Source organism: Halopseudomonas pelagia (genome assembly GCF_009497895.1).
GTDB classification, from domain to species: domain Bacteria; phylum Pseudomonadota; class Gammaproteobacteria; order Pseudomonadales; family Pseudomonadaceae; genus Halopseudomonas; species Halopseudomonas pelagia_A.
The window spans coordinates 508,405-533,320 of sequence record NZ_CP033116.1 but is presented as its reverse complement, the minus strand read 5'-3'; the positions used below and the strand labels follow the sequence as shown (position 1 = coordinate 533,320).

Genomic DNA, 24,916 nt, shown 5'->3' with positions numbered 1-24,916 from the left:
AATCCGGGAGTCTGGGCCATACGTTGATGGCCTGCCCAGACTCCCGGCAGCGGTAACTCAGTTAACCGACTCTTTCAGGCTCTTGCCTGGTTTGAAGGACACCGTATTACTGGCTTTGATGGCGACAGGGGCGCCGGTTTGCGGGTTTTTGCCGGTACGGGCACCACGATGGCGTTGGAGGAAGGTACCAAATCCGACCAGGGTCACAGTATCTTTGCGGCTGAGCGCCTGGGTGATTTCATCAAGAACCGCGTTTAGTACGCGATTGGCCTGGTCTTTGGTTAGGTCAGCCTTATCGGCAATAGCCGCAGCGAGATCCGGTTTACGCATAGAAGCCTCGTTCGTGTTGTTTTTGTTTTTACTGCCGCTGCATCCTCGCAACGACTTGTCAGGCCGGGCAGAGCTGCCTGGACTGGCCTTCACAGCCTAATCAGAATGGCACGACTATGGCGTACACGCCAGTCGAAATAGTTCCCCGCTGTGCTGTGATTCACTGTTTTCCCGACAAAAGGCAGAAAGGTCCTGCCATTCTGTCGGTTATGTCAGGGCAACCACGCTGCAAGCTGACGATTCAGCTCGAGTTTCTGGCTCACCGCCGCCCCCGTCAACGCGTAGCCTGCCAGTTCGCCCTGCGCGGTATGGAACAGCGCGGTAATATCCGCGCCGCTGCCGCTGATCGTCCAATTGCCGTCGGGCGACGTCACTGGCGGGGCCACTACCAACGGGCAAGCGGGTGTTTTGACCATCACCGGCATGGGGCCGTAGACCAGCTGGGTGGTTTGGCCCGCCAGCGTTTGCGCCAGTGAGCGCGCCGCGGTCATTAACGGCATGACGTACATCAGACTCAGACCCTGCACTTCGGCACAGTCTCCAAGAGCGTAAATTGCCGGATCACTGCTGCGCAGCTGGCGATCGACCTTGACCCCGCGGCCACATTCAAGTCCTGCGTTGCTGGCCAGATCGGTATTGGCGATCAGGCCGATAGCAGACAATCCCAGCTCCGCGTGCAAATGGCTGCCATCGTCCAGCTCGACCTGCAGGCCTTCCTCGGTCGGCTGCATCGCACGTACCGAACGGCCCAGATAAAAGCGCACACCGAGACTTTCCAGCCCAGCCTGAACCGCTGCTGCCACTTGCGGTGGAATCAGCCCGGGCATCAGCTGTGCATCTGGCGCGACTACCTCCACCTGCATGCCGGCACTCGCCAGGTCATTGGCAAATTCACTGCCGATCAATCCGGCGCCGATAATAAGCACCCGTTGCTTGCCGGCCAGCGCGCGGCGAAAACGTGCGTAGTCCTGTAAATCGTTGATCGACAACAGCTGCTCGCCCATCACCGCCGCGTCCGGAAGTTGCCGCGCCTGAGCACCACAGGCCAACACCAACTCGCTATACGGCAGCTCACCGTCAGCATGTGTCAGCGTTTTATTTGCGCGATCGATGCCGGTCACGCGCACCCCTGTCAGCACCTGCGCATTGAGCTGCGCCGCCATGGTCTGCGCATCCTGCATACCCAGCTCATCCGCTTCTTTACCCTTGGCAAAGCCCGTTGAAAGCAAGGGTTTGGAGTAGAAGCGGCCGTCATCCGCGGTGACCAGCAGCAACTCTCGCTGGCTGTCGAGCTTGCGAAATTCGCGGGCCAGGTTGTAGCCGGCCAGACCGGTTCCCAGAATGATCAGTGGTGCGCTGTCAGACACGTCGTACTCCTGTGGCTGCTTCAGCCAATCTCGATCATTTCAAAGTCTTCCTTGCCAACGCCACAATCAGGGCACTGCCAATCACCGGGCACGTCTTCCCAGGCCGTACCGGCAGCGATGCCGTCGTCCGGCCAGCCTTCCGCTTCATCATAAATAAAACCACAGACAACACATTGCCACTTCTTCATACGGCTACCCATCACGGTTAAAGGAGACTGGGGCAGACACTACCGCAAATGCCCAGCAAGGCCAAGACCGCCGCAGGCCAGCGTAACACTCTGTATTCATGCTAATCTTGGCCGCCTGAATGACTGCCCAGGACTGAGTCCACGCCGTGTCTTTACCTCCTTCGTCACCGCCTGCAACGCCGCAATGGTATCCGGTGGAACAACACCCGGACCCGCCCGGCCTGACGTTACTCGACTGGTTGAATGACCAGGGGTCGCTGACCTTGCGTCTGACCGACGCTGGCGCGGATGACTTTCACGTGCAGCTACTGGTACAGCAGAGCCAGCCGGCACGGGCAGATGAAGCGCAGGCGCTGGGCATCTCAGTGGGTGAGCCGGTCTGGACCCGCGAAGTACTGCTGCATACGGCCGGCGCGCCACGCGTATTTGCCCGCAGCGTGGCCCCACTGGCGGCCGTCAGCGCCTCGAATATTGATCTGCAGAGCCTGGGTACGCGCAGCCTGGGGCTGTTACTATTCAGCAATCCGAAGGTCACTCGCGGACCATTGCAGATCAGCCGCTATCCATCTGCGTGGTTGCCATCGCCCTGGGCGGAGCAGCAGGCAGATTGCTGGGGCCGCCGCTCGCTGTTCAGCGACGGTGAGTTGTCATTGCTGGTATGCGAAGTGTTTCTGCCAGGCTGGCCCGCGGGCTGAATCGATATTCAACAGGAGTACAGCTGTGCCCGGTTTTGTTACCACTACTCTCGCGCGTCTGCATCCGCGCGCGCCGGATTTTTTCCAGCTGATGCGTCTGGACCGACCGATCGGCACCTACCTGTTGTTGTGGCCGACGCTCTGGGCGTTGTGGCTGGCCGCGGAAGGTATCCCGAGCATCCCGGTGCTGATCATTTTCATATTGGGCGTCATCTTTATGCGCGCCGCTGGCTGTGTGATCAACGATTTTGCCGACCGCAAGATCGATGGGCACGTCAGGCGTACCCGCGAGCGCCCGATGGCAACCGGGCGCATTTCCGAGCAGGAAGCACTGATTACCTTCGGCATATTGGTCGGCATCAGCGCCGTGCTGGTGTTAGCCACCAACGGTCTGACCATCGCCCTGTCCTTCGGTGGGGTGTTTCTGGCAGCCATCTACCCGTTCTGCAAGCGCTTCACCTTTTACCCGCAACTGGTATTGGGGGCGGCCTTCTCGTGGGCTATCCCGATGGCGTTTGCCGCGCAGACCAACAGCCTGCCGATACTGCTGTGGCTACTGTATATCGCCAACCTGCTGTGGACGGTGGCCTACGATACCCAATACGCCATGTGTGACCGCGAAGACGATCTGCAGCTCGGCGTGAAGTCGACCGCCATTCTGTTCGGTGAGGCCGACCGCCTGGTGATAGGCGTGTTACAGGGCCTGACGCTGATCTGCCTGCTGGTTGTCGGCAGCCGCTTCGAGCTAGGGTTGTTCTACTACCTGGGACTGATCGGCATGCTCCTGGGTTTCGGTTGGCAGCAGTGGCTGATCCGCGATCGTGATCCACAAGCCTGTCTGCGCGCATTTTTATCCAATCACTGGGTCGGCATGCTGGTTTTTATCGGCTTGGCGCTGCACTTTGCAGTGAATGCCCCGGCGGTTTAAGGCCGGATCTCGGCCGAATTAACCGAGCCGCCATCCCGGCGTCACACAACTGCAACAAAAGTGTTATCTAATCGGCGCATATCAGCAGAATGCAACGGGATGGCAATACCATGGCAGGCAAGACCATACTGATCGTCGATGATGAAGCCCCAATCCGGGAAATGATCGCGGTAGCGCTGGAAATGGCGGGCTATGACTGCATCGAAGCAGAAAATACCCAGCAGGCTCACGCCTGTATTATCGATAAGCAGCCGGACCTGATCCTGCTTGACTGGATGCTACCAGGTACCACAGGGATTGAGCTGGCCAGGCGTCTCAAGCGCAACGAGATGACCGCCGAGATTCCGATCATCATGCTCACCGCCAAAGGTGAGGAAGATAACAAGATCCAAGGCCTGGAAGTCGGCGCCGATGATTACATCACCAAGCCGTTTTCACCGCGCGAGCTGGTCGCCCGCTTGAAGGCCGTACTACGCCGTGCCGGCCCTGCCGATAACGATGCGCCGATCGAGATCAATGGTCTGCATCTGGACCCGGCCAGTCATCGCGTCACCATTGATGACCGCCCCGCCGATATGGGCCCGACCGAATACCGCTTGCTGCAATTTTTCATGACCCACCAGGAGCGCGCCTACACTCGCGGCCAGCTGCTGGACCAGGTCTGGGGCGGCAACGTTTACGTTGAAGAACGCACGGTCGACGTGCATATCCGCCGCTTGCGCAAGGCGCTGGGTAACCAGTACGAGCACCTGGTACAAACCGTGCGCGGCACCGGCTACCGATTCTCGACCAAAAGCTGATACCGATCTGGTGCATGACGCATGCACCTCAGTGACGTAATGTATGGGTTTGAAAGCTTATGGGAGCAAGCGTGAGGACAAACTGGCTGGGCGGCGTGATCTATCGCCTGTTCTGGATTCTTCTTCCCTGCCTGATCGCGGGATTGATATTCGGTCAGATAGCCTGGGCACTGGTTGTCGGCCTTAGCGCTTATCTGGTGTGGAACCTGCGCCAGATGCTGCGCTTCCACCAGTGGCTGACTACCCAACCCAACGAGCCCCCACCCGAGACCAGCGGCGTCTGGGGTAATATCTTTGACAGCATTCACCATTTGCAGCGACGCAATAACCGCATGCGCACGCGCCTGCAATTGGTCATTGATCGTATTCAGGCGTCCACCGCCGCACTGAGTGATGCCGTCGTCATGATCGACAGCAAAGGCAAGCTGGAATGGTGGAACCACGCCGCCGAGCGCATGCTCGGGCTGCGCGCTCCGGATGACAGCGGGCAATACGTGACCAATCTGATTCGCGATCCGCGTTTCGTCGATTTCTTTGAAACCGGCAATTATCGTGATCCACTCGACATCCCCTCACCGATTGATGTCAGCACCTGGCTGCAATACACCGTCACCCACTACGGTGAAGGCGAACGGCTGATGGTCGTGCGGGACGTTACTCGTCTGCATAACCTTGAGCAGATGCGCAAGGATTTCGTCGCTAACGTATCCCATGAGTTGCGCACCCCCTTGACGGTGGTGGTCGGCTATCTGGAAACCATGCAGGACAGCGAAGAGCCAATCAATCCGCGCTGGAAACGACCTCTGCACCAGATGCAGCAACAGGCGTCGCGCATGCAGAGTCTGCTCAATGATCTGCTGATGCTGGCACGACTGGAGACCGGCGATGAGGTGACCGAAGAAACCGCGGTGGACATCGACCTGATGTTGATCGGCATTCGCCGCGACGCCCAGGCGCTGTCGGGCGAGCGCAACCACCAGATCACCCTTGATGCGGCGAGCAAGACGCGCCTGCGCGGTAGCGAGATGGAACTGCGTAGCGCTTTTTCCAATCTGGTGTTCAATGCCGTGAAATACACGCCGGACAACGGCGAAATTCACATTCGCTGGTGGCAGGACGACAAGGGCGCGCATCTGAGCGTGGCGGATAACGGTACCGGGATCGCTGCGCAACATATCCACCGCTTGACCGAGCGCTTCTATCGAGTGGATTCCAGCCGCAGTACTCACACCGGCGGTACCGGCCTGGGGCTGGCCATCGTCAAACACGTGTTGCTGCGCCACCAGGGCAAGCTGGATATCGTCAGCGCGCCAGACAAGGGCAGCACGTTTATCTGCCACTTCCCTGCTGCAAGATTAGTCTGAGCCCATCCGGCCGAGCCTGTTCGGCCAAGCCTATCTGGCCGAACCTGTCCGGTCGAACCTGTCCGGCCGAGCCTCACGCGCTCGGCGAATAATGCCGCTGGGCGCTACCCGACGCGATCAGGCGGGACAGGTACTCCATTTTCTGCGGGTCTTGATCGACGAATTTGAGCGTCACTTTCAGCCACTCGCAGTCCACAGTGGCTTCCATTGCCGCGACGCTGTGAACGTAGACGTTCATCCGCGCCACAGACTGATCAGCATCCTGCTCCAGATCCAGCACTCCACTTTCAAATACCTGAGGTAGACGCTCGCCCCGGCGCACTACTACCAGCGCGTCACGCAGGCTCAGCGCCTTGACCACGCAGGCGAACTGTTCACCCGCCAGACGCAACTGGGCCTGGCCACGAATCTGCTTTTCTGCGGTTTCCGGTGGTTTCTCCGCCGTTTGGGTGGCCGGCGTCAGGCGTTCGAAAGGGTTGACTGGCGGCGCTTTCGCCACGGGCGGGGCTGCCGGAGCAGACGCTTTGCCACCCATCAAATTGCTCACCGAGTCATGCGCGGTGCCGGTACTCGCCTGCGGCTGACGTCCCATCAGCAGTTCCAGCTTGCCGCTGCGATGCAGCGCCTTCTTCACCTTGGCACTGAGCTGATCGTTGGTAAAAGGCTTGCCTATGTAGTCGCTGACCCCGGACTGGATCGCCTCGATGACATTTTCCTTGTCACCGCGACTGGTCACCATGATGAACGGGGTTTTCTCCGAGCCTGGCTGGACGCGGAACCACTGCAGCAGTTCCAGCCCGCTCATCTCCGGCATCTCCCAATCACAGAGAATAAGGTCGAAACCCTGACGACTAAGCACTTGTTGCGCTTTGCGTCCGTTCACCGCCTCTTCGATCTGCAAACCGGGGAATTGTCCACGCAGGGCTTTCTTCACCAGATCGCGGATAAAGGGCGCATCATCCACTATCAGGGCCGATACTTTAGCCATCTCATTTCTCTTGAGCTGAATTTCAGTCCAAGCTTAGCGCAGACCGCCGCTAAACCACAGACATGTCAGCGAATCCTGCGCCGGAAACAGACAAACAGCGCAAATGCGCAGGCCCGGGCCGGCATTTGCACTAACATATGGTAACCGCTCTAACACGGGCTATGAGCTACGCAAAAGCCGCGACGGATCGCGCCTTAAAGTGTGCCCTTCAAGGCATTTAGAAACAGTTGCTGGTACTGAGTCGCATCCATCTGCACTGCGTTGGTACGCGCAGTAACGTCCCGTGCGGACATCTTGCCGATAGTCTCGGCCTGACTGTCGTCCATGCCGATATCGGCCAGAGTATGCGGAATATCAAGCTCGGCACGCAATTGTAGAATCCACGCCAGGACGCCTTCAAAGCCCGGGGTGGGCAAGTCCAGATAACGCGACAGACGCAGCATTTCAGGTTCGATCTGCGCGCGATTAGCCTGTAGTACATAGGGCATCATGATCGCATTCAGCAGCCCGTGATGGCTGTCGTAAAGCGCGCCCAGGGTATGCGACACCGCATGAATAGCACCCAGACCCCGCTGAAATGCCACCGCGCCCATGCTGGACGCCACCAGCATCTGTTGGCGTGCTTCCACATCCTGCCCGTTGGCCGTGGCGCGCGGCAGGTATTCCTTGACCAGACGCATGCCCTCCAGGGCGACGGCTTCGGCCATCGGATGGTAGAGCGGCGTGCAGTAGGCTTCCAGGTTGTGCGCCAGCGCATCCATACCGGTAGCGGCAGTGAGTTTGGGCGGTAGGCCCAGGGTCAGCTCGGGATCCAGAATGACAATGCCCGGCACCATCTTCAGGTGAAAAATCGGACGCTTGACGTGCTTGTCTTCGTCAGTGATCACCACCGCCTGGCCCACTTCCGAGCCGGTACCGGCAGTGGTCGGCACGGCGACCACCGGCAGCATCTTGCTGGCGTCTACCGTGCCCGGGTTGGCTTCGAACAAGCCGCAGCTCTGGTGGGCAATCAGCGCAATGGCCTTGGCCGCATCGATAGCGGAGCCTCCGCCAAAGGCAATCACACCATCGTGTTCACCGGCTTTCAATGCGGCCACACCGTCGGCGACATTAGTGCCAGTGGGATTACCTTTGATCGCACTGAACAGCCCCACTCGCAGCCCTGCATCACGGCAATTCTGCAGCGCCGCTTCGACCATGGGGAAAGCAGCCAGACCCGGATCGGTGACCAGCAGCGGCGCCTGCATGCCCAACTGCCCACAACATTTGCCGAGTTCACGAATACGCCCGGCGCCTACCCGCATCGCGGTGGGGTAGTGCCAGTTCATGCTGTAGGACGTGATTTCCATGTTGCCTCCAATACAATTGCCGAAGAAAGTGTCACCGGCGCCATAGCGCGCAGATGCACAACAATAGATACAGAACGATTTTGTGTCCCGAAACATACCCAAACATGCTGACCGCGTCCATTGCTGTTCTCTGCCAAGGCATTATCAGCCCCGCCCAAAAGGAGCCGCGCCTACGTATTCTGCGACAAATCGCCACTTGTGTTGTCCAGGTTAAAGCGGCAATTTGATTGCATGCTGCGTAAAAGCCGTCATTCAGATCGGCACTACGCACCTGATTAGCCCTGTGAGGAAACACCATGAAACATTTGATACTACCCTTGATGACTGTCGGCGCTCTGCTCGCCGCCCCTCTGGCGCTCGCTGACGGCGAAGCACTGTTCAACAGCAAGCCCTGCGTTGCCTGCCATAAAGTAGACAGCAAACTGGTCGGCCCCGCGCTGAAAGATGTCGCGGCCAAATACAAAGGCGAAGAAGGCGCAGTAGCGACTGTTGCCGGACATATCAAAAACGGCGTCTCCGGTCTGTGGGGCCCGATCCCGATGCCGGCCAACCAGGTCACCGACGAAGAAGCCACTGAACTGGCCGAGTGGGTTCTGAGCCTGAAGTAAGTACCTCTGGATGCGGGCTTCTTTTCCGGTTTCAGGGTAATACCGCCGACGCCTGTGCTGTACAGCACGGCACATGCGCTCGGTACGGTATAAGCTCTGCCCATCTTCTCTGCACGTCCAAGCGCCTATACCTGCAAGACTCTCGTACAACCTCTTGCCATTTTCCTGATCTTCTGTATCGTTAAACGACGATAAACGATATGAAGTGGCTCTATGACCAAGCTTAACGTCAATACGCTCGCCAAGCTTGCCAAGGCACTCGGCCATCCTGCGCGGATTCGGATCGTGCAACTGCTGGTTGATCGGCAAAGCTGTATCGGCGGGGATATCGTCGAAGAAATCGGTCTGGCGCAATCAACCGTCTCGGAACACCTGCGCATTCTGAAGGCGTCGGGGGTCATCACCGGTGAAATAGAGCACCCGCGCATCTGCTATTCACTCAACCCGGCAACCCTCAGCGAGCTGGCAGACTGGCTCGACAACGCTGTGCGCCAGGCGGCCACACAGGATCAGGATTGCAGTATTCCCGACCGGATGCGTAGCCATGACTGATTCCAGCAGCTCCATCTCCGCTTTCGAACGCTATCTGTCGGTCTGGGTGGCGCTGGCCATAGCGGCCGGTATAGCCTTGGGTAGTTCGCTGCCTGGGGGTGTGCAGTGGCTGGCATCCATGGAATACGGCTCAGTAAACTTCATCGTCGCGGCTCTGATCTGGTTCATGGTCTACCCAATGATGGTGTCGGTGGATTTCAGCAGCCTCAAGCGTGTTCATGAGCGACCCAAGGGCTTGATTATCACCCTGGTGGTGAACTGGCTGATCAAGCCTTTCACCATGGCTGGTCTGGGTGTGCTGTTCTTCCATTATTTCTTTATTGATCTGATCGATCCGGCCAACGCCAGCCAGTACATTGCCGGCTTGATCCTCCTTGGCGCAGCGCCGTGCACGGCCATGGTGTTTGTCTGGTCGCAGCTGACCAAGGGCGATCCCAATTACACCCTGGCCCAGGTTGCACTGAACGACGTCATCATGATCTTTGCCTTTGCGCCTATCGTGGCACTGCTGCTCGGGGTGACTGACATCGAAGTACCCTGGGCAACGCTGATTCTCTCGGTAGCACTGTATGTACTGATCCCGCTGATTGCCGGTGTGCTGACGCGCTGGCAAATCAGCGCCGGGGCCAGCTCGAAAAAGGCTGCGGAAGAGGCGGTAAAGCGCTTTACGTCCGAGGTAAAACCCTTGTCCGTGCTTGGCCTGCTGGCCACTGTGGTGTTGCTCTTTGGCTTCCAGGGCAATGTCATTCTGCAACAGCCACTGCTGATTGGTCTGATCGCAGTGCCCCTGCTGATCCAGTCCTACGGCATTTTCGCCATCGCTTACGCTGCGGCGAGGCTATGGAAGGTCCCGTTCAATGTCGCTGCGCCCTGCGCAATGATTGGCACTTCAAACTTTTTCGAACTGGCCGTCGCCGTGGCCATCGGCATGTTCGGCCTCAACTCTGGAGCCGCGCTGGTAACCGTGGTGGGTGTACTGGTGGAAGTGCCAGTGATGCTGTCGCTGGTGGCGTTTGCCAACCGCACCCAGCACTGGTTTCCCCGCCGGCAAAGCCAGTAAAGATGTTGAAAACATAAACGTCCCTAACCAGACCGCCGGCTGCGACAGCCGGCGCACATTAGTCACCTGAAACAGTTTGCGGAGCAAGCCGGTGAGTAAGCATTTTCTGATCTTTCTCGGCACTACTCGGGACAGCACACCACCGCGGCCAGCCCGCCTCGGTCTGCGCGTGGCACGTGCCTGTCTGGCGCATATAGACGCGTCAGACAATTCGGCCGAGCTGATTGACCCGCTGGACTATGACCTGGGCACGGTCTTCAAACCGCACTTTGCCTATGCTCCCAGCAAAGCGCCGGCAGCGCTGGAAAAGCTGGCTGAAAAGATCAAGATGGCAGATGGTTACGTGATGGTCAGCCCCGAATACAATCATTCGATGAGCCCGGCATTGGCGCATCTGCTGAATCATTTCGGCAGCTCGCTGTTTTCCTACAAACCCAGCGCCATCGTTACCTATTCCGCCGGGCAATGGGGGGGCGTGCGTGCTGCGGTGGGTATGCGCAGCTTCCTCTCGGAAATGGGCTGCCTGCCGGTTTCAGCGATGATCCATGTGCCTGAAGCACAGACTGTTTTGACAGAAGAAGGTGGGTGGTCAGCCGGCAGCGACTTGAAGCGCTGGAATGGCTACCTGGGGCGTACATTCGAACAGCTTGATTGGTGGGCCAGTGCGGCCCAGCGGCAACGGGGCGAAGACGACCCCCACAAGCGAATCTCTGCGTTCACTAAAAGCCCGACCCAACGCAACGCGCCATGACTCTTTTTGGTGCGACCGCGTTACTTGAAGCAGCGCCTCTGTTACGGGCTCAAGCCGCGACAGACAAAGATTGAGACGCAGCCCGCATTCCCTTACCATAGCGCTGTTTTAGGAATGTCAACGATCATTCACCGCATGAGTGAAGATAATAAATACAACAGACCATTATTGAGTAATCCATGCACGAATTAGACAAGGACCCGCTACCCAAGGGGGAGCTGGCGCTCAAGATCACTGCTCTGCCGCGCGACGGTAATAGCTTTGGTGATATTTTCGGCGGCTGGCTGGTATCGCAGATGGACATCGCCGGCTCCAGTACCGCAGCCCGCTTGGCGCGTGGCCGTGTGGCAACCGTCGCCATCGATCGGATGGGGTTTATGGTACCGGTACCGATCGGCGCGCAGTTGGCCTTCCATGCCCACGTGCTGGAAATCGGTCGCAGCTCGGTGAAGATGCTGGTCGAGGTCTGGAGCGAGGATCTTGCCCACGACGAAAGCCGCAAGGTGACCGAAGCCATATTCGTTTTCGTCGCCATCGACGACCGCGGCCGGACGCGCATTATTCCGTCCTGAAACGAACCGCCCTTATCGTCTGCCCCTAGCCTGCCCGGTGCTGAGTGCCGGGGCGCTTCTATCTGGAACACCCCTGCCATGCCCGGTCGATTTGCCTCCAGTTGCCTGTCTATTGCCCGCCTCATCGATACGCTGAATAGCGTCATGGGACGGCTACTGAGTTGGCTGACGCTGGCCATGGTCCTGCTGACGGTGTTCGTCGTCGCGATGCGCTACGGCTTTGATCTGGGCGCTACCGCCACCCAGGAACTGGTGATGTACTGCCATGCGCTGGTGTTCATGGGTGCGGCCGCCTGGGCTCTGCAACGTGACGCCCATGTGCGGGTCGACATCTTTTTCCGCAGCATGCCGCCGCGGCGCCAGGCGCTGGTCGATCTGACCGGCAGTTTGATCTTCCTGCTACCCATGTGCCTGTTTCTGGCCTGGAACTGCTGGGATTATGTGGCGGTGTCCTGGGCGCGCAATGAGCGCTCCGCCGATGCCGGTGGGCTGCCCTGGGTTTATTGGCAAAAGAGCATCATCCAGCTTTTGGTTGCCAGCCTGCTTTTACAAGCCTTGGCGCAAATCATCAAGACCGCCTGCGTGCTTGCCGGAATTCTACCCACGCACCTGCCTGACGTACCGATAACAGAGCAACCGGGAGAGCACCTGTGAGCCTGCCGGAATTCATGGCCATCGGGCTGTTTATCTGCCTGTGTCTGACGTTGATGGCCGGCTACCCGGTGGCCTTTACTCTCGGCGGCTTGTCGCTGCTCTTTGCAGGCGCCGGCGTGCTGCTGGGCGTATTCGACCCGAGCTTCTTCGGCGCCCTGCCCAGCCGTCTGTTCGGCACCATGAACAACGCGACCTTGCTGGCGGTCCCGCTGTTCGTATTCATGGGGGTGATGCTGGAAAAGTCCCGTGTCGCCGAAGACCTGCTCGAATCCATGTCGCGGCTGTTCGGCGGCCTGCGGGGCGGCCTGGCGTTTTCCGTGTGCCTGGTCGGTGCCTTGCTGGCGGCCAGCACCGGCATAGTCGGCGCCACCGTGGTGACGCTGGGTCTGCTGGCGCTGCCGACCATGCTCAAGCGCGGCTATGATCCGGCGCTGGCCACCGGCACACTCGCGGCGACCGGCACGCTGGGGCAGATCATTCCGCCCTCCATCGTGCTGGTGCTGCTCGGTGATGTGCTGTCCAACGCCTATCAGCAGGCGCAGTTGCGCATGGGCATCTTCTCACCCAAGACGGTCACGGTCGGCGATCTGTTTATGGGCTCCCTGCTGCCCGGGCTGTTACTGGTGCTGCTGTACCTGGCCTACCTGGCATTGGTCGCCTGGCGGCAGCCGGCCAAACTGCCGGCGATGAGCAAGGAAGAGCGCGGTGAATTGCACGTGGGCAAGTTGTTTGCCGCACTGCTTCCCCCGCTTTTGTTGATACTCACCGTGCTGGGCTCGATTCTCTGGGGTATCGCCACGCCCACCGAGGCCGCTGCCGTCGGCGCCGTGGGCGCCACCTTGTTAGCCATCGCCAAGCGGCAACTGACCTTCCGCCGGCTGCGTGAAGTGACCACCGCGACCACCGACATCAGCGCCATGGTGTTCATGATCCTGATCGGCGCCTCGATTTTCTCGCTGGTGTTCCGCGGCTTTGGTGGTGAGGACATGATCCACGGGCTGTTCAATCAACTGCCCGGTGGCGTCTTTACCGCGACGTTGCTGGTGATGCTGGTGATCTTTCTGCTCGGCTTTATTCTCGACTTTATCGAGATCACCTTTGTCGTGGTGCCCATTGTCGGTCCGGTGCTGTTGATGATGGGCCTGGACCCCATCTGGCTCGGCGTGATGATCGCGCTGAACCTGCAAACCTCTTTCCTGACGCCACCCTTCGGCTTTGCGCTGTTCTATCTGCGCGGCGTCACACCGCCCAGCGTGCCTACCTCTGCGATCTACCGCGGGGTGTTGCCCTTTATTGCGATTCAGTTATTGATGCTGATCATAGTCGCAATCTGGCCGGGGCTGGTTACCTGGTTGCCCGGGCTGCTCTAACGCGTTGCGACTTGGGCGGTGCTCTGAGCCGCGGCTCAGTCGATCACCCAGACGACTTCGCCAATGATATTCTCACTGCTGACTGGGCCCCAGTGGCGACTGTCGGATGAATCGTCGCGATTATCGCCGACAAAGAAGTATTGGCCTTCAGGCACGACAAAGGTGCCGGTGGCCGGCGATACCGGCTGGCTCATATGGCGGATGTGATAGCTCACTGCGCCAGCGGTTTCAGTCAATAGCTGCTGCTGTTCGTCCTGCATATCGGATTGCACTGCCAGCGCCTGCCCGTTGACCAACACCGTGCGCTCGGTGAACTCCAGGCGGTCCCCCGGCAGACCAAGCAGGCGCTTTACATAAGGTACATTGAGCTCGGGATGCAGGAATACATACACCTCGCCCCGGTGCATCTGCTGCGGATCGGTCACACCCGGCGTCCCCAGGTTAAGTCCCAGGCTCGCGTAATGACCAAACCCCAGCTTGCGCACCACAATGCGATCGCCCGCTTCCAGCGTCGGATTCATCGATGCGGAAGGCACGGTAAAGGGCTCGTAAAGAAAGCTGCGAAACGCAAAGATGCTCATTACCAGACACAGATACAGCCCCAGACTGACCCACCAGCGTGCATACCAGCCGCGCACCTGGCGCCTGTCATAGCGGCGAATCAACCACCAGGCATGCAGCGGGCAAAGCACGCTCAGCAGCAGATTGAAATAACCCACCGTCCAGTAAAAATCCGCCGCCAGCGCACAAAGCGCCAGCAACAGATAGACGGCGAAAATGCGTGGACGGTTGATATAGAGAAAGACAAAAGGCTGCACCACCACGCCCAGCACCAGGGCAATCCAGGCTCGCGGAGACCATGTGGCGGCAGTAGCAAAGTTCGTTTCAGCTGTGGGGTCAGGTTGGGTCAAGGTCTCACCTCGGTTAACGTCCGGGGTATAGACCGGTCATTTATACAGTTGTTGCACACTCACGCATCCTGACCCCTGCGACCCAATGACGCTATCGCTGCCCAGCTCACGGAACGGCAAAGAACAGCTCCTCGCCCTGATGCAGCACCACCGGAACGACAGGGTCATACACCGCATTCTCCGAACCGACAAAGATGAAGGCCCACTCAGGCAGTTCGGCACTTAATCGCAGGTAGAAAGCGCTAACGTCGAACTCGGCGAGCGGTTGAGTTTCCATACGGTACTGCTGGCTCTGCCCGTTACCGACCTCCAGATACTGAGCTGTCAGCCTGCGAACACTCAAGGGATTGGCCTGAACCGGCGTATAGGACTCCGCTTCGCCATGCCCTGCCAACTCGGGAGTCTGTACGCGCTGCATCTGGCCTTCCGGGTTCAACCGCGGAGCTTCCCGGCTGGTAAAGGCGCCGTCCAGAACACAGGACCAGTCCAGACACAGCGGCCCCTGGACCCGCAACACCCGGCGAGCGCTTTTCTTGCCCTCTGCCGAGACGTCAATCCACTCGAAAGGTTGCGTTTCATAGCCCTCCGGCAAGGCCCGAGCGGCCGCCTGTTCGACGACCTCTGACCAGGCGGTTCGGGCGGCAAGGTCATTTTCCGCTCGGCTGGCCGGCATCCAGCCGATCACGCCAATACCGGCGCGGCTGTGCAAGGTCGGATCCGTGCGGGCGCTGGTGGTCATAAAGGCTGCCTGCACCGGATAGCTTGCTGGCTCGGCGCGGCCGACATTCAGGGGCGCGAGTTCGCTGACCAGAGCCGCTTCAGCTGCCTGGATCAACGCCGCTCGGTCATCGACCGCTGACGGCGGCACCCGCAGATCATGCAGGCCCTCTGCCTGCCCCGCGGCCGTCATCATCAACATCGCGGTGGATTCCCGCTCCTGCGATTGCTCAAAAGCAGCGCAGCCGGTCAGCAACACGGCAAAACAGGTCACAACGAAAAACGTTCTCAAGACATACTCCAGATGATCCGAAAGCCCGCAAAGCGCGGAACAGCGTCATTCTGCTGGCTGTCAACCGCGCAGGTCATACATGGTTTTCTCACTGATCGCGTGATACGCCCAGACCTTTTCCCTGAAAGCCTCCATCGAGTCCCAGACTTGCCGATTCAACGCGTCGGCGTCGGCGGTTTCCTCGAGCACTTCCTTGGACAACTCGCGCAAACGATCAAGCACCTCATCCGGCAAACGGCGCAACTGGACCTGATGTTCATTGACCAGCGTATCCAGCGCATCGGCATTTCGCCGGGTATATTCGTCGAGCATGAACTGATTGGTCGAGCGCGCAGCTTCGCGGACGATGCCTTGCAGGTCCTCGGGCAAGGTCTCGAAGGCTTGCTGGTTGATACTCAGCTCCAGGACCGCGCAGGGCTCCTGCCACCCGGGGTAGTAATAATACTTGGCGGCCTGGTGCAGACCAAAAGCCAGGTCGTTGTAGGGGCTGACCCAGTCAGTGGCGTCGATCACGCCATTTTGCAAGGAGCTGAAAATCTCGCTACCCGGCAGATTGACCGTGGTCGCGCCGGCACGCGCCAGCACCTCGCCGCCAAACCCCGGCATGCGTATCTTCAAGCCGCGCAGATCATCCAGACTGTTGATTTCCTTGTTGAACCAGCCAGCCATCTGCACGCCGGTGTTGCCGCAGGGCAAGGGCAATACACCCATGCTGGCGTAGGCCTGCTGCCATAACTCCAGCCCACCACCTTCATATAGCCAGGCGTTCATTTCCTGGGCATTCATACCAAAGGGGACCGCAGTAAAAAAGGGCGCAGCCGGGCTTTTGCCCTTCCAGTAATAGGCGGCGCTGTGGCCCAATTCGGCGGTGCCACTGGACACCGCATCGAAGACTTCCAACGCTGGCACCAGTTCACCAGCGGCAAACACCTGCACGGTCAGCCGGCCGTTGGAGAGGCTGTTCACCGTCTCGACAAAACGCTGCGCAGTGGTGCCCAGGCCGGGAAAGTTCTGTGGCCAGGAGGTGACCATTTTCCAGCGAAAACGCTGCTCTGGCTGAGTCGGGCTCTCGCCGGTCGAGGCGGTCTGATCAGAGCAGGCGCTGAGGGCAACAGCGCCCAGGCCGAGGCCGGCGGCAGTAAGAAGTTGACGTCTTTTCATGAACAAGCTCCAAGCTTCAAGCGGCAAGCTTCAAGCTGTCCGCACAACGCTAAATATGGTGTGTTTTAACCCGCTAACGCTACACAACGAAGCAACCGGTGACCCTCAAAAACCTGCGTTATCTGGACTGCTTGCCGCTTGTAACTTGCCGCTTGCAGTTGCTTCAAACGCTAAAGCGCTTGAAGCTTCGCATAGGAGACCATCAGCCATTTGCTGCCTTCGTCGTCGAAATTGACCTGAATGCGTGCCTGTGCACCCTGCCCTTCGTAATTCAGCACCACGCCTTCGCCAAACAGCGTATGCATGACCCGCTGGCCCAGCGCGAAACCGGTGCTTTCGGTGGCGTCATTCTGGAACAGACTGCTGGTGCTCGCGTTGCCGGGGCCAAAGGGACGGCTGACCTGGTTGCCCATGCGCACTTCGCGGATCAGCTCGGAGGGGATCTCGCGAACAAAGCGGGAGACCTTGTTGAAGGTTTCGCTACCGTAAAGCCGCCGGGTTTCAGCCCAGGTGATCACCAGTTGCTGCATCGCCCGGGTAATACCCACATACGCCAGGCGCCGCTCCTCTTCCAGACGGCCGGGCTCCTCCAGGCTCATCTTGTGCGGGAACAGCCCCTCTTCCACCCCGGCCAGGAACACCAGTGGAAACTCAAGACCCTTGGCGCTGTGCAGGGTCATCAGTTGCACGCTGTCTTCAAAGCGGTCGGCCTGGGTTTCTCCGGCTTCCAGCGAGGCATGGGCGAGAAACGCCAGCAGGGTATCGCCCTCGGCCTCTTCATCAGCCTGATCATTCTCGAACGCCCGCGCAGCAGAGACCAGTTCTTCCAGGTTTTCCACCCGCGCCTGGCCCTTCTCACCTTTCTCATTTTCGTGAAACTGCAGCAGGCCGCTGTGTTCAATCACCTGCTGGGCCATGCTGTACAGCGGCACCCCTTCCACGCGCACGGTGATATCTTCAATCAACTGACAGAACGTCTGCACCGCATTCGCTGCGCGACCGGGCAGGCCCTTGTTGTCGAGCAGATCACAGGCCGCCTGCCACATGGACACGTCCTGTTGGCGCGCATGCTGGCGCAGACCTTCGACAGTCTTGTCACCGATACCGCGGGTCGGCAGGTTGATGATCCGCTCCAATGCACCATCGTCGCCGCGATTGGCCACCAGGCGCATATAGGCCATGGCATTCTTGATTTCCGCGCGTTCGAAAAAGCGCTGCCCGCCATAAATGCGATAGGGCACGGCCGCACGCAGCAGCGCCTCTTCCAGCACTCGGGACTGGGCGTTGGAGCGGTACAGAATGGCGATCTCGCTGCGGTTCATGCCGTCGCGCACGGCCTGATCGATACGCTCGACAATAAACCGCGCCTCGTCCTGCTCATTGAAGCCAGCATACAGGGCAATCGGCTCGCCCTCTTCGCCCTCGGTCCACAACTCCTTGCCCATGCGCCCGGCATTCTGGGTGATCAGCGCGTTGGCGGCATTCAGAATGCACGCAGTGGAGCGGTAATTCTGCTCCAGGCGGATCAGTTCGGAGTTCGGGTAATCGCGCTGGAACTGGTGAATGTTCTCGATCTTGGCCCCGCGCCAGCCGTAGATCGACTGGTCGTCATCGCCGACCACCATCAGACTCGGCGTCTTGCCGGCGATCAGACGCAGCCAGGCGTACTGCACCGCGTTGGTGTCCTGAAACTCATCGACCAGCATATGCTTGAAGCGCGCCTGATATTGCTCTCGCAAGGCGTTGTTATCACGCCACAGCTCCAGCGAACGCAGCAGCAATTCGGCAAAATCGACCACACCGGCACGCGCACAGGCCTGCTCGTAAGCCTGATAGATGCGCAGCATGGTAGTCAGAAACAGGTCACCGGCGGCCTGGATATGTTGCGGGCGCAAACCTTCGTCCTTCTGCCCGTTGATCCACCACTGGGCCTGACGCGGTGCCCACTGATTCTCGTCCAGCGCCAGCTCGCGGATGACCCGCTTGACCAGCCGCAGTTGGTCATCGCTATCGAGGATCTGGAACTGTTCGGCCAGACCGGCTTCTTTCCAGTGCGCACGCAGCAAGCGGTGCGCCAAGCCATGGAAAGTACCCACCCACATGCCTTGGGGGGAAATACCCAGCAGTTGTTCGATGCGGTGACGCATCTCATGGGCGGCCTTGTTGGTAAAGGTCACCGAAAGAATGCTCCAGGGTGAGGCGTTCTCGACCTCGACCAACCAGGCAATCCGGTGCACCAGCACACGGGTTTTGCCCGAGCCGGCACCCGCCAGCACCAGCTGCTGGCCGGGGGTGGCGGTTACGGCCTGGCGTTGGGCGTCATTCAGGGAGTTGAGCAGATGCGAAATATCCATCGGCGCATTCTACCAGCCGTGGCGGCAAACTCGGAAGCAATGACGGACAGGCCCAACCCAGAGGCTTTGTTTTGCATTTTTTTGCCAAATGGGGGGCTGTGCCTATCTGAGCTCTAGTGTAAGGTTACGCCAGTAATGTCGCATTGCCGACTGAATGCGGCTCGATATCGATAACAAGAAACGCCCAGCGTTCCAGAGGAACTGCGTCACATGACGTTTCCCCCATTACAACCAGTCGTCAACCGGCAGGACCGGCGTATCCGCGAACTCGATACGCTGTATGAGTACTCACGACTCCCCCAATGGCTGATCATGCTCAGCGCCCTGGTGATTACCACCCTGATGTGGAATGCCGCGCCGCGCAGCATGCTGCTCGGCTGGCTGACCGTGGTAGCCGTTCTGATGCTGTTGCGCAGCCTGCTGGTGCGTCACTACCGGCAGGCGCCACCGAACACGCGCTTGCGGCTGCGTTGGACCCTGCTGTTCTATCTCGGCAACCTGGCGTCAGGAATGTGCCTGGCCTGGGTTCAGCTGTATCTGGTGCCGCTCGATACATTCAATCTGCAAGCTCCCGCCTATGGCCTGACTGCCGGCGTCAGCCTCTGCGTGAGCATTATCTACGCCAGCCGTTTTATGGCGTTTGTGACCTTCGCCGTACCTGCCTGGTTACCTCCCACCTTGTACCTGCTGGGTCAGGGCGGGCCTACCAGCCCGTACTGGGGGCTGATGGGCGTGACCCTGTTTGGTTGTCTGTTGCTGGGCGCTGCCTTTATCAACCGTTCAGTGAGCATGGCGATGCGGGCCAACGCCCGTAATGAGGCGTTGGTAGCCGGGCTGGACGATTCGCGCCAGCAAGCCGAAGCTCTGAACCAGCAACTGACCCGCGAGATACAGCAGCGCAGGCAAGCCGAGCAACGCCTGCGCGAAAGCCACACCGAGCTGGAAGAGCGGGTGTCCCGGCGTACTCTGGAGCTGCAACAGGCCAGTGATGCCCTGCAGGCCAGCGAAGCTCAGCTCAGCCTGGCGCTGGATGCCAGTCAGCTGGGTCTGTGGGACTGGGATCTGGTGAGCGATCGCGTCTACCATTCGCATGTCGAAGAAATATTCGGGCTGGAAGAGGACTCGGTCACCTCGATGCTGCACCACCTCAAGCCGCGCCTGCATCCGGATGACTCGCCACTGGTGCGCGATACACTGCTCAAGCACATGAAGGGCCAGATCCCGTCTTATCGCATCGAGTATCGGGTCAAGCATGCCGATGGCTCCTGGATCTGGGTGGAGGACAGCGGCCGTGCCGTGGCACGTGACGAACACGGTCGCGTGCTGCGCATGATCGGCACCCGTCGCGATGTCAGTGCGCGCAAGCAGCAGGATGAGCAGGCGCAGTTGGCCGCGACGGTATTTCAGGCCACTGCCGAAGGTATTTTCATTCTTGACCCGGAGCTGCGAATTCTCTCGGTCAACCACGCTTTCAGTGTGATAACCGGCTACGCGCTGGAAGAATGCATCGGTCATCCGATCTACGACCCGGTAGTACAGAGCAAGAACCAGCAATCCCTGGAAGATCTGAAAAACTCGCTGCAGACGGCGGATCGCTGGGAGGGTGAGCGCGTCGGCCAGCGCCGCAGCGGTGAGCTGTATCCGCAGTGGATGCAGCTGGCGGTAGTGCGCGACAGCAGTGGCACCATCAGCCACTACGTCGGTTTTTTTGCTGATCTGAGCGTGCATCGCCAGACCGAAGAGCAATTGCAGTACCTGACCACCCACGACGCCCTGACCCAGCTGGCCAACCGCAACATGTTTACCCAGCGGCTGCAGGAGGCGACCTCCAGGGCGCGGCAGAATGGCAGCACGCTGGCGTTGATGCATGTGGATCTGGATCGCTTCAAGTACATCAATGACACCCTCGGCCACAAGGTAGCCGATGAACTGCTGCAACAAGTGGCGGTGCGCTTGCGCGAGCTGACGCCGGAATCCAACTCCCTGGCGCGTCTGTCGGCGGACGAATTTGTCATCATCATCGAAGACGATACCCAGCCCGAGCAGCTCGCCCACCGTGCTGATCAGGTGCTAGAAGTACTGCGCCAGCCGGTGACTATCGGCGAGCATGAATTGATCGTCACCGCCTCGGTTGGCATCAGCCAGTTCCCGAAAACCGCGCGCGACAATCTGGTGCTGATCACCCAGGCCAACCAGGCGATGCAGCACGCCAAACATCTGGGCGGCAACGGCTTCCAGTTTTTCACCGACAGCCTGCAGGCCTACAGCCTGGATCGCCTGCAGCTGGAAAACCAACTGCGCAAAGCCCTGGATGACGACCAACTGGTGGTGCATTACCAGCCCAAGTTGCACCTGGCCACTGATCAGATCGGCGGCGCAGAAGCGTTGGTGCGCTGGCAGCACCCTGAGCGCGGGCTGATCATGCCCGGGCATTTCATCGAAATTGCCGAAGAAACCGGCATGATCATCGCCCTGGGCGATGCAGTGCTGGTCAAGGCCTGTCAGCAGGCGGCCGAGTGGTACCACTGCGGGCCGGCACCAATACGCGTGGCGGTGAACCTGTCAGTGCAGCAGTTACGCCAGAATCACTTTGCCGAGCGGATCGCGCAGATTCTCGCCAGCGCCAATCTGCCTGCGGAAATGCTCGAACTGGAACTGACCGAAAGCATGCTGCTCGAACACCTGGATGCGGTCACGGAAAACATCGCTGCATTGCAGAAAATGGGCATCAAGCTGGCCATCGACGACTTTGGTACCGGTTACTCGTCACTGGCGTATCTGAAGCGCTTCCCGATCAGCACGCTGAAGATCGACCGCGCGTTTATCAGCGAGCTGAACGAATTCAGCGAAAACAACGCGGCCGATCACGATGCGGCAATCGTCCGCGCCATTATCGCCATGGCGCATAGCTTGAACATGAACGTGGTGGCTGAAGGTGTCGAGGAGGCCGGGCAGTTGAGCTTTCTCAAGCAACACGGCTGTGACGAAGTGCAAGGGTATCTGATCAGCCGTCCGCTACCGGCCACTGGCTTTACCGCCCTGCTGCTGGAAAATGCCGAAGCTCAGGCAGCGGAATAAAAGCTTGATCCAGCTTGTAGCCTGAACGTACTGGGAAAATCTAACGCTCGTCCAGCCAGGCGTGGCCGAGCCGGTCCAGCAGGCTGTCTGCCGCATCCGGCCCCCAGCTGCCGGCAGCGTAACGTTTGGGCGAGCGGTAGCAGTCCTGCCAGCCTTGAATGATCGGGTCGACCCAGCGCCAGGCGGCCTCAATTTCGTCACGACGCATAAACAGGGTGGCGTCGCCTTCGATCACATCCAGTAGTAAGCGCTCGTAGGCGTCCCAGCGACGGCGCTTGAACGCATCGGCGAAATTCAGATCCAGCTCGACTTCCTGCAGAGCCATGCCGCGCCCGGGGGTCTTGGCCATCAGCGACAGACTGATGCTTTCATCCGGTTGCAGGCGAATCACCAGACGGTTATGGGCTGGTTCATCGCTGCCGCCAAACAGCCGGTAAGGCACCGCCTTGAACTGGATGACGATCTCCGACTTGCGCTGCGCCAGCGCCTTGCCGGTGCGCAGGTAAAAAGGCACGCCAGCCCAGCGCCAATTATCTATTTCGGCTTTGAGGGCGACGAAGGTTTCGGTGTTGCTGTCGTGGTCGACACTTTTTTCAAAGTAATACGCCGGCAGTTTTTCGCCAGCGCGCTCACCATTGGAATATTGCCCGCGTACGGTGCTGTCCTGTACGTCCATCCCCGAAATCGGCCGCAATGCCTCGAGGATTTTCAGTTTCTCGTTACGCACGGCCTCCGGCTCGAAATGCACCGGCGCCTCCATGGCCACTAGACACAGTAGCTGGAGCAGGTGGTTCTGCACCATGTCACGCATGGCGCCAGCGTGATCGTAGTAATCCCCGCGATTCTCCACGCCCACGGTTTCCATCACGCTGATCTGTACATGATCGATATGCGCATTGCGCCACAACGGCTCGAACAGCGCGTTGCCAAAGCGTAGCGCCAGCAGGTTCTGCACCGCTTCCTTGCCCAGGTAGTGATCGATGCGGAATACCCGCGCCTCGTCGAATACGCTGCCAATGCCGTCGTTGATCGCATTGGCGGTAGGCAGGCTCTGCCCCAGCGGTTTCTCCAGAACGATGCGCGAGCGCCCATCGGTCAAACCGACCGATGCCAGATGCCGGGCGGTGGCGGCAAACAGGTTGGGGAAGGTAGCCAGGTAGAACAGCCGCACCCGATCGGATTTTTTGCCCAGGGCCTTGGCCAGCTTGGGAAATTCCACCCGCTGGCTGACATCCAGGCTCATGTAGTCGAGCCGCTCGGCAAAGCTGTCCCAGCTGTGCTGATCGAAATCGCCCTGGGCCACGTACTGGCTGACATGCCGTTGCACCAGCTGGTGATAAGCAGGCAACTCATGCCGAGCACGCGCCAGCGCCAGGACCCGGGTAGCCGGATGCAGATGATTATCGCGATGCAGGTAGTATAGCGCCGGCAACAGTTTGCGTAGCGCCAGGTCACCGGTCCCGCCAAACACTACAATGTCACAGGCCGCGCGGTGTTGCGAAGGCACGATGCGTCTCCAGATAGTCTCAGGATCAAGGCGAAGAGCGGATTTTTGTAGTATAACTACAAGAATCGATCCTCCAGATCCTCAGACTAACATGAAGCCAACGTGAATCTGCTCCAGCATATCGCCGCCAGTCGCCTCCTGCTCCGCAAGTCCGAGCTGAAGGTGGCTGACCATGTACTCGCCCACGCTGCGTTGGTCATGCACTCGTCCATGGCCGACCTGGCGCGGGAGGTGGGTGTCAGCGAACCGACCATCGTGCGCTTCTGCCGGGCCATTGGCTGTACCGGATTTCAGGATCTGAAGCTGCGGCTGGCGCAGAGTCTGGCTGCGGGTGCGAGCTTCGGGCAGTTTTCTATCAGCGAAGACGATAACACCGACCAACTCTCGCACAAGATTTTCGATACCACCCTGGCAACGCTGATGGAGGTGCGCGAGAGCCTTGATCCGCTGCGGCTGGAACAGGCGATCGCTGCCCTGAGCGTCGCTCGCCGGGTGGAGTTCTACGGCTTCGGCGCATCGGGGGCGGTTGCCAGCGATGCGCAGCACAAGTTCTTTCGCCTGCAGGTCTCCACCGCGGCTTATTCCGACCCGCATATGCAGGCGATGTCTGCCGTGACGCTGGGGCCGGAGGATGTAGCCGTGGCCATTTCGCAAACCGGTCGCACCAAGGACCTGCTGCATTCGGCAGCGCTGGTCGCAGAGACCGGGGCGACGCTGATCTGCCTGTGCCCCAGCCACACGCCGCTGGCGGATCTGGGCAGTATTCACATTGCCATTGATGTGACCGAGGACACTGACATCTACACGCCGCTGTCCTCACGCATCGCGCATCTGGTGGTGATCGACGTGCTGGCCATGGGCATGGCCATGCGCCGCGGGCCCGAACTGGTCAACCACCTGAAGAACGTCAAACGCAGCCTTCGCGGCCTGCGCCTGACCCACAAGGCTGGTCAGCGCGCCGCAGAAGGCCAGGACTGAACTGTCTTCAGAACCGATTAACCTGCATTTTTAGACACCCAAGGAGCGCCAATGCCGATCGCCATGGCCCGCCATATACTGGTCAAAACCGAGGCCGAAGCTGCCCAGCTGAAAAAGCGCCTGGCCGCTGGCGAAGCTTTTGACGTGCTGGCAAAAAAGCACTCCACCTGCCCGTCGAAGAAGCGCGGCGGCGACCTGGGTGAGGTCAAACCGGGTCAGATGGTCCGCGCTATTGATCAGATCATTTTCAAGAAGCCACTCAAGCAGATCCATGGCCCGGTCAAGACCCAGTTCGGTTATCACCTGGTGCAGGTGTTCTTCCGTGACTGACTGAGGTCACCT

Annotated in this window: 24 protein-coding genes; 14 read left to right on the top strand and 10 right to left on the bottom strand. The window is 59.5% G+C overall.

Features of this window, described 5'->3' with window-relative positions; translation table 11 throughout:
• Positions 1-57: 57 nt before the first annotated feature.
• The 3 genes from EAO82_RS02470 to EAO82_RS02460 all read right to left on the bottom strand — a co-directional run bounded on the left by EAO82_RS02470 (position 58) and on the right by EAO82_RS02460 (position 1,885).
• Positions 58-330 (bottom strand): HU family DNA-binding protein, encoded by a 273-nt coding sequence (locus EAO82_RS02470; protein ID WP_096345589.1) that lies wholly within the window; start codon positions 328-330, stop codon positions 58-60.
• Between the two features lie 212 nt (positions 331-542).
• Positions 543-1,697: an NAD(P)/FAD-dependent oxidoreductase gene (locus EAO82_RS02465; protein WP_096345588.1), complete on the bottom strand. Its 1,155-nt coding sequence runs from the start codon at positions 1,695-1,697 to the stop codon at positions 543-545.
• Between the two features lie 20 nt (positions 1,698-1,717).
• Positions 1,718-1,885, bottom strand: coding sequence for a rubredoxin (locus EAO82_RS02460; RefSeq protein WP_096345587.1), 168 nt, complete (start codon positions 1,883-1,885; stop codon positions 1,718-1,720).
• A gap of 146 nt (positions 1,886-2,031) precedes the next feature.
• On the opposite strand from EAO82_RS02460, the gene EAO82_RS02455 reads away from it, so the two are divergent.
• The 4 genes from EAO82_RS02455 (at position 2,032) to phoR (ending at position 5,672) form a co-directional block, all read left to right on the top strand.
• The gene (locus tag EAO82_RS02455) at positions 2,032-2,580 is read left to right on the top strand and encodes a chorismate--pyruvate lyase family protein (RefSeq protein ID WP_231703269.1); all 549 of its coding nucleotides are present in this window, start codon (positions 2,032-2,034) and stop codon (positions 2,578-2,580) included.
• Between the two features lie 25 nt (positions 2,581-2,605).
• Positions 2,606-3,508, top strand: coding sequence for a 4-hydroxybenzoate octaprenyltransferase (gene ubiA, locus EAO82_RS02450; protein ID WP_231703268.1), 903 nt, complete (start codon positions 2,606-2,608; stop codon positions 3,506-3,508).
• A gap of 110 nt (positions 3,509-3,618) precedes the next feature.
• On the top strand, positions 3,619-4,308 hold the full coding sequence (gene phoB / locus EAO82_RS02445; RefSeq protein WP_096345648.1) for a phosphate regulon transcriptional regulator PhoB: 690 nt from the start codon (positions 3,619-3,621) through the stop codon (positions 4,306-4,308).
• Between the two features lie 71 nt (positions 4,309-4,379).
• Positions 4,380-5,672, top strand: coding sequence for a phosphate regulon sensor histidine kinase PhoR (gene phoR, locus EAO82_RS02440; protein WP_174958677.1), 1,293 nt, complete (start codon positions 4,380-4,382; stop codon positions 5,670-5,672).
• Positions 5,673-5,745: 73 nt separating this feature from the next.
• Here phoR and EAO82_RS02435 read toward each other — a convergent pair whose 3' ends face one another.
• On the bottom strand, positions 5,746-6,660 hold the full coding sequence (locus EAO82_RS02435) for a response regulator (protein ID WP_096345584.1): 915 nt from the start codon (positions 6,658-6,660) through the stop codon (positions 5,746-5,748).
• Positions 6,661-6,854: 194 nt separating this feature from the next.
• Positions 6,855-8,009 carry an iron-containing alcohol dehydrogenase gene (locus tag EAO82_RS02430; RefSeq protein WP_096345583.1) on the bottom strand — a complete coding sequence of 385 codons (1,155 nt, stop codon included), beginning with the start codon at positions 8,007-8,009 and terminating at the stop codon, positions 6,855-6,857.
• 296 nt (positions 8,010-8,305) lie between these two features.
• On the opposite strand from EAO82_RS02430, the gene EAO82_RS02425 reads away from it, so the two are divergent.
• The 7 genes from EAO82_RS02425 to EAO82_RS02395 all read left to right on the top strand — a co-directional run bounded on the left by EAO82_RS02425 (position 8,306) and on the right by EAO82_RS02395 (position 13,576).
• Positions 8,306-8,617 (top strand): c-type cytochrome, encoded by a 312-nt coding sequence (locus tag EAO82_RS02425; RefSeq protein ID WP_096345582.1) that lies wholly within the window; start codon positions 8,306-8,308, stop codon positions 8,615-8,617.
• 213 nt (positions 8,618-8,830) lie between these two features.
• Positions 8,831-9,169: an ArsR/SmtB family transcription factor gene (locus EAO82_RS02420; protein ID WP_096345581.1), complete on the top strand. Its 339-nt coding sequence runs from the start codon at positions 8,831-8,833 to the stop codon at positions 9,167-9,169.
• Positions 9,162-10,229, top strand: coding sequence for an ACR3 family arsenite efflux transporter (arsB, locus tag EAO82_RS02415; RefSeq protein WP_096345580.1), 1,068 nt, complete (start codon positions 9,162-9,164; stop codon positions 10,227-10,229). Before EAO82_RS02420 ends, arsB begins: the two co-directional genes overlap by 8 nt.
• 91 nt (positions 10,230-10,320) lie before the next feature.
• Positions 10,321-10,980, top strand: coding sequence for an NADPH-dependent FMN reductase (locus tag EAO82_RS02410; protein WP_096345579.1), 660 nt, complete (start codon positions 10,321-10,323; stop codon positions 10,978-10,980).
• A gap of 179 nt (positions 10,981-11,159) precedes the next feature.
• Complete coding sequence (locus EAO82_RS02405) at positions 11,160-11,552, top strand: acyl-CoA thioesterase (protein WP_096345578.1); 393 nt, start codon at positions 11,160-11,162, stop codon at positions 11,550-11,552.
• A gap of 78 nt (positions 11,553-11,630) precedes the next feature.
• Positions 11,631-12,206 carry a TRAP transporter small permease subunit gene (locus EAO82_RS02400; protein WP_096345577.1) on the top strand — a complete coding sequence of 192 codons (576 nt, stop codon included), beginning with the start codon at positions 11,631-11,633 and terminating at the stop codon, positions 12,204-12,206.
• A gap of 2 nt (positions 12,207-12,208) precedes the next feature.
• The gene (locus tag EAO82_RS02395; protein WP_096345647.1) at positions 12,209-13,576 is read left to right on the top strand and encodes a TRAP transporter large permease subunit; all 1,368 of its coding nucleotides are present in this window, start codon (positions 12,209-12,211) and stop codon (positions 13,574-13,576) included.
• Positions 13,577-13,611: 35 nt separating this feature from the next.
• Here EAO82_RS02395 and lepB read toward each other — a convergent pair whose 3' ends face one another.
• The 4 genes from lepB to uvrD form a co-directional block, all read right to left on the bottom strand.
• Positions 13,612-14,487, bottom strand: coding sequence for a signal peptidase I (gene lepB, locus EAO82_RS02390; protein ID WP_143520278.1), 876 nt, complete (start codon positions 14,485-14,487; stop codon positions 13,612-13,614).
• 106 nt (positions 14,488-14,593) lie between these two features.
• The gene (locus EAO82_RS02385; protein ID WP_096345575.1) at positions 14,594-15,496 is read right to left on the bottom strand and encodes a hypothetical protein; all 903 of its coding nucleotides are present in this window, start codon (positions 15,494-15,496) and stop codon (positions 14,594-14,596) included.
• A gap of 60 nt (positions 15,497-15,556) precedes the next feature.
• Positions 15,557-16,657, bottom strand: a complete 1,101-nt coding sequence (locus EAO82_RS02380) for a TRAP transporter substrate-binding protein (protein WP_096345574.1) — start codon at positions 16,655-16,657, stop codon at positions 15,557-15,559.
• A gap of 170 nt (positions 16,658-16,827) precedes the next feature.
• On the bottom strand, positions 16,828-19,011 hold the full coding sequence (uvrD, locus tag EAO82_RS02375; RefSeq protein ID WP_096345573.1) for a DNA helicase II: 2,184 nt from the start codon (positions 19,009-19,011) through the stop codon (positions 16,828-16,830).
• A 210-nt stretch (positions 19,012-19,221) separates the two neighbouring features.
• Between uvrD and EAO82_RS02370 the strand changes: the two genes are divergently transcribed.
• Positions 19,222-22,089 carry a GGDEF and EAL domain-containing protein gene (locus EAO82_RS02370; protein ID WP_096345572.1) on the top strand — a complete coding sequence of 956 codons (2,868 nt, stop codon included), beginning with the start codon at positions 19,222-19,224 and terminating at the stop codon, positions 22,087-22,089.
• Between the two features lie 40 nt (positions 22,090-22,129).
• On the opposite strand, the gene zwf is transcribed toward EAO82_RS02370, so the two are convergent.
• Positions 22,130-23,596 carry a glucose-6-phosphate dehydrogenase gene (zwf, locus tag EAO82_RS02365; RefSeq protein ID WP_096345571.1) on the bottom strand — a complete coding sequence of 489 codons (1,467 nt, stop codon included), beginning with the start codon at positions 23,594-23,596 and terminating at the stop codon, positions 22,130-22,132.
• A gap of 102 nt (positions 23,597-23,698) precedes the next feature.
• Here zwf and hexR point away from each other — a divergent pair, with 102 nt between their 5' ends.
• Positions 23,699-24,574 (top strand): transcriptional regulator HexR, encoded by an 876-nt coding sequence (gene hexR, locus EAO82_RS02360; RefSeq protein WP_096345570.1) that lies wholly within the window; start codon positions 23,699-23,701, stop codon positions 24,572-24,574.
• 51 nt (positions 24,575-24,625) lie between these two features.
• Positions 24,626-24,904: a peptidylprolyl isomerase gene (locus EAO82_RS02355; protein WP_096345569.1), complete on the top strand. Its 279-nt coding sequence runs from the start codon at positions 24,626-24,628 to the stop codon at positions 24,902-24,904.
• Positions 24,905-24,916: the final 12 nt, after the last annotated feature.

Excerpts from the sequence above, each read along its gene's own strand:
- EAO82_RS02470 (WP_096345589.1), bottom strand. The coding sequence starts at position 330 with ATGCGTAAACCGGATCTCGCTGCGGCTATTGCCGATAAGGCTGACCTA.
- EAO82_RS02460 (WP_096345587.1), bottom strand. The coding sequence starts at position 1,885 with ATGAAGAAGTGGCAATGTGTTGTCTGTGGTTTTATTTATGATGAAGCG.
- phoB (WP_096345648.1), top strand. The coding sequence starts at position 3,619 with ATGGCAGGCAAGACCATACTGATCGTCGATGATGAAGCCCCAATCCGG.
- EAO82_RS02435 (WP_096345584.1), bottom strand. The coding sequence starts at position 6,660 with ATGGCTAAAGTATCGGCCCTGATAGTGGATGATGCGCCCTTTATCCGC.
- EAO82_RS02430 (WP_096345583.1), bottom strand. The coding sequence starts at position 8,009 with ATGGAAATCACGTCCTACAGCATGAACTGGCACTACCCCACCGCGATG.
- EAO82_RS02425 (WP_096345582.1), top strand. The coding sequence starts at position 8,306 with ATGAAACATTTGATACTACCCTTGATGACTGTCGGCGCTCTGCTCGCC.
- EAO82_RS02420 (WP_096345581.1), top strand. The coding sequence starts at position 8,831 with ATGACCAAGCTTAACGTCAATACGCTCGCCAAGCTTGCCAAGGCACTC.
- arsB (WP_096345580.1), top strand. The coding sequence starts at position 9,162 with ATGACTGATTCCAGCAGCTCCATCTCCGCTTTCGAACGCTATCTGTCG.
- EAO82_RS02405 (WP_096345578.1), top strand. The coding sequence starts at position 11,160 with ATGCACGAATTAGACAAGGACCCGCTACCCAAGGGGGAGCTGGCGCTC.
- EAO82_RS02400 (WP_096345577.1), top strand. The coding sequence starts at position 11,631 with ATGCCCGGTCGATTTGCCTCCAGTTGCCTGTCTATTGCCCGCCTCATC.
- EAO82_RS02380 (WP_096345574.1), bottom strand. The coding sequence starts at position 16,657 with ATGAAAAGACGTCAACTTCTTACTGCCGCCGGCCTCGGCCTGGGCGCT.
- uvrD (WP_096345573.1), bottom strand. The coding sequence starts at position 19,011 with ATGGATATTTCGCATCTGCTCAACTCCCTGAATGACGCCCAACGCCAG.
- EAO82_RS02370 (WP_096345572.1), top strand. The coding sequence starts at position 19,222 with ATGACGTTTCCCCCATTACAACCAGTCGTCAACCGGCAGGACCGGCGT.
- EAO82_RS02355 (WP_096345569.1), top strand. The coding sequence starts at position 24,626 with ATGCCGATCGCCATGGCCCGCCATATACTGGTCAAAACCGAGGCCGAA.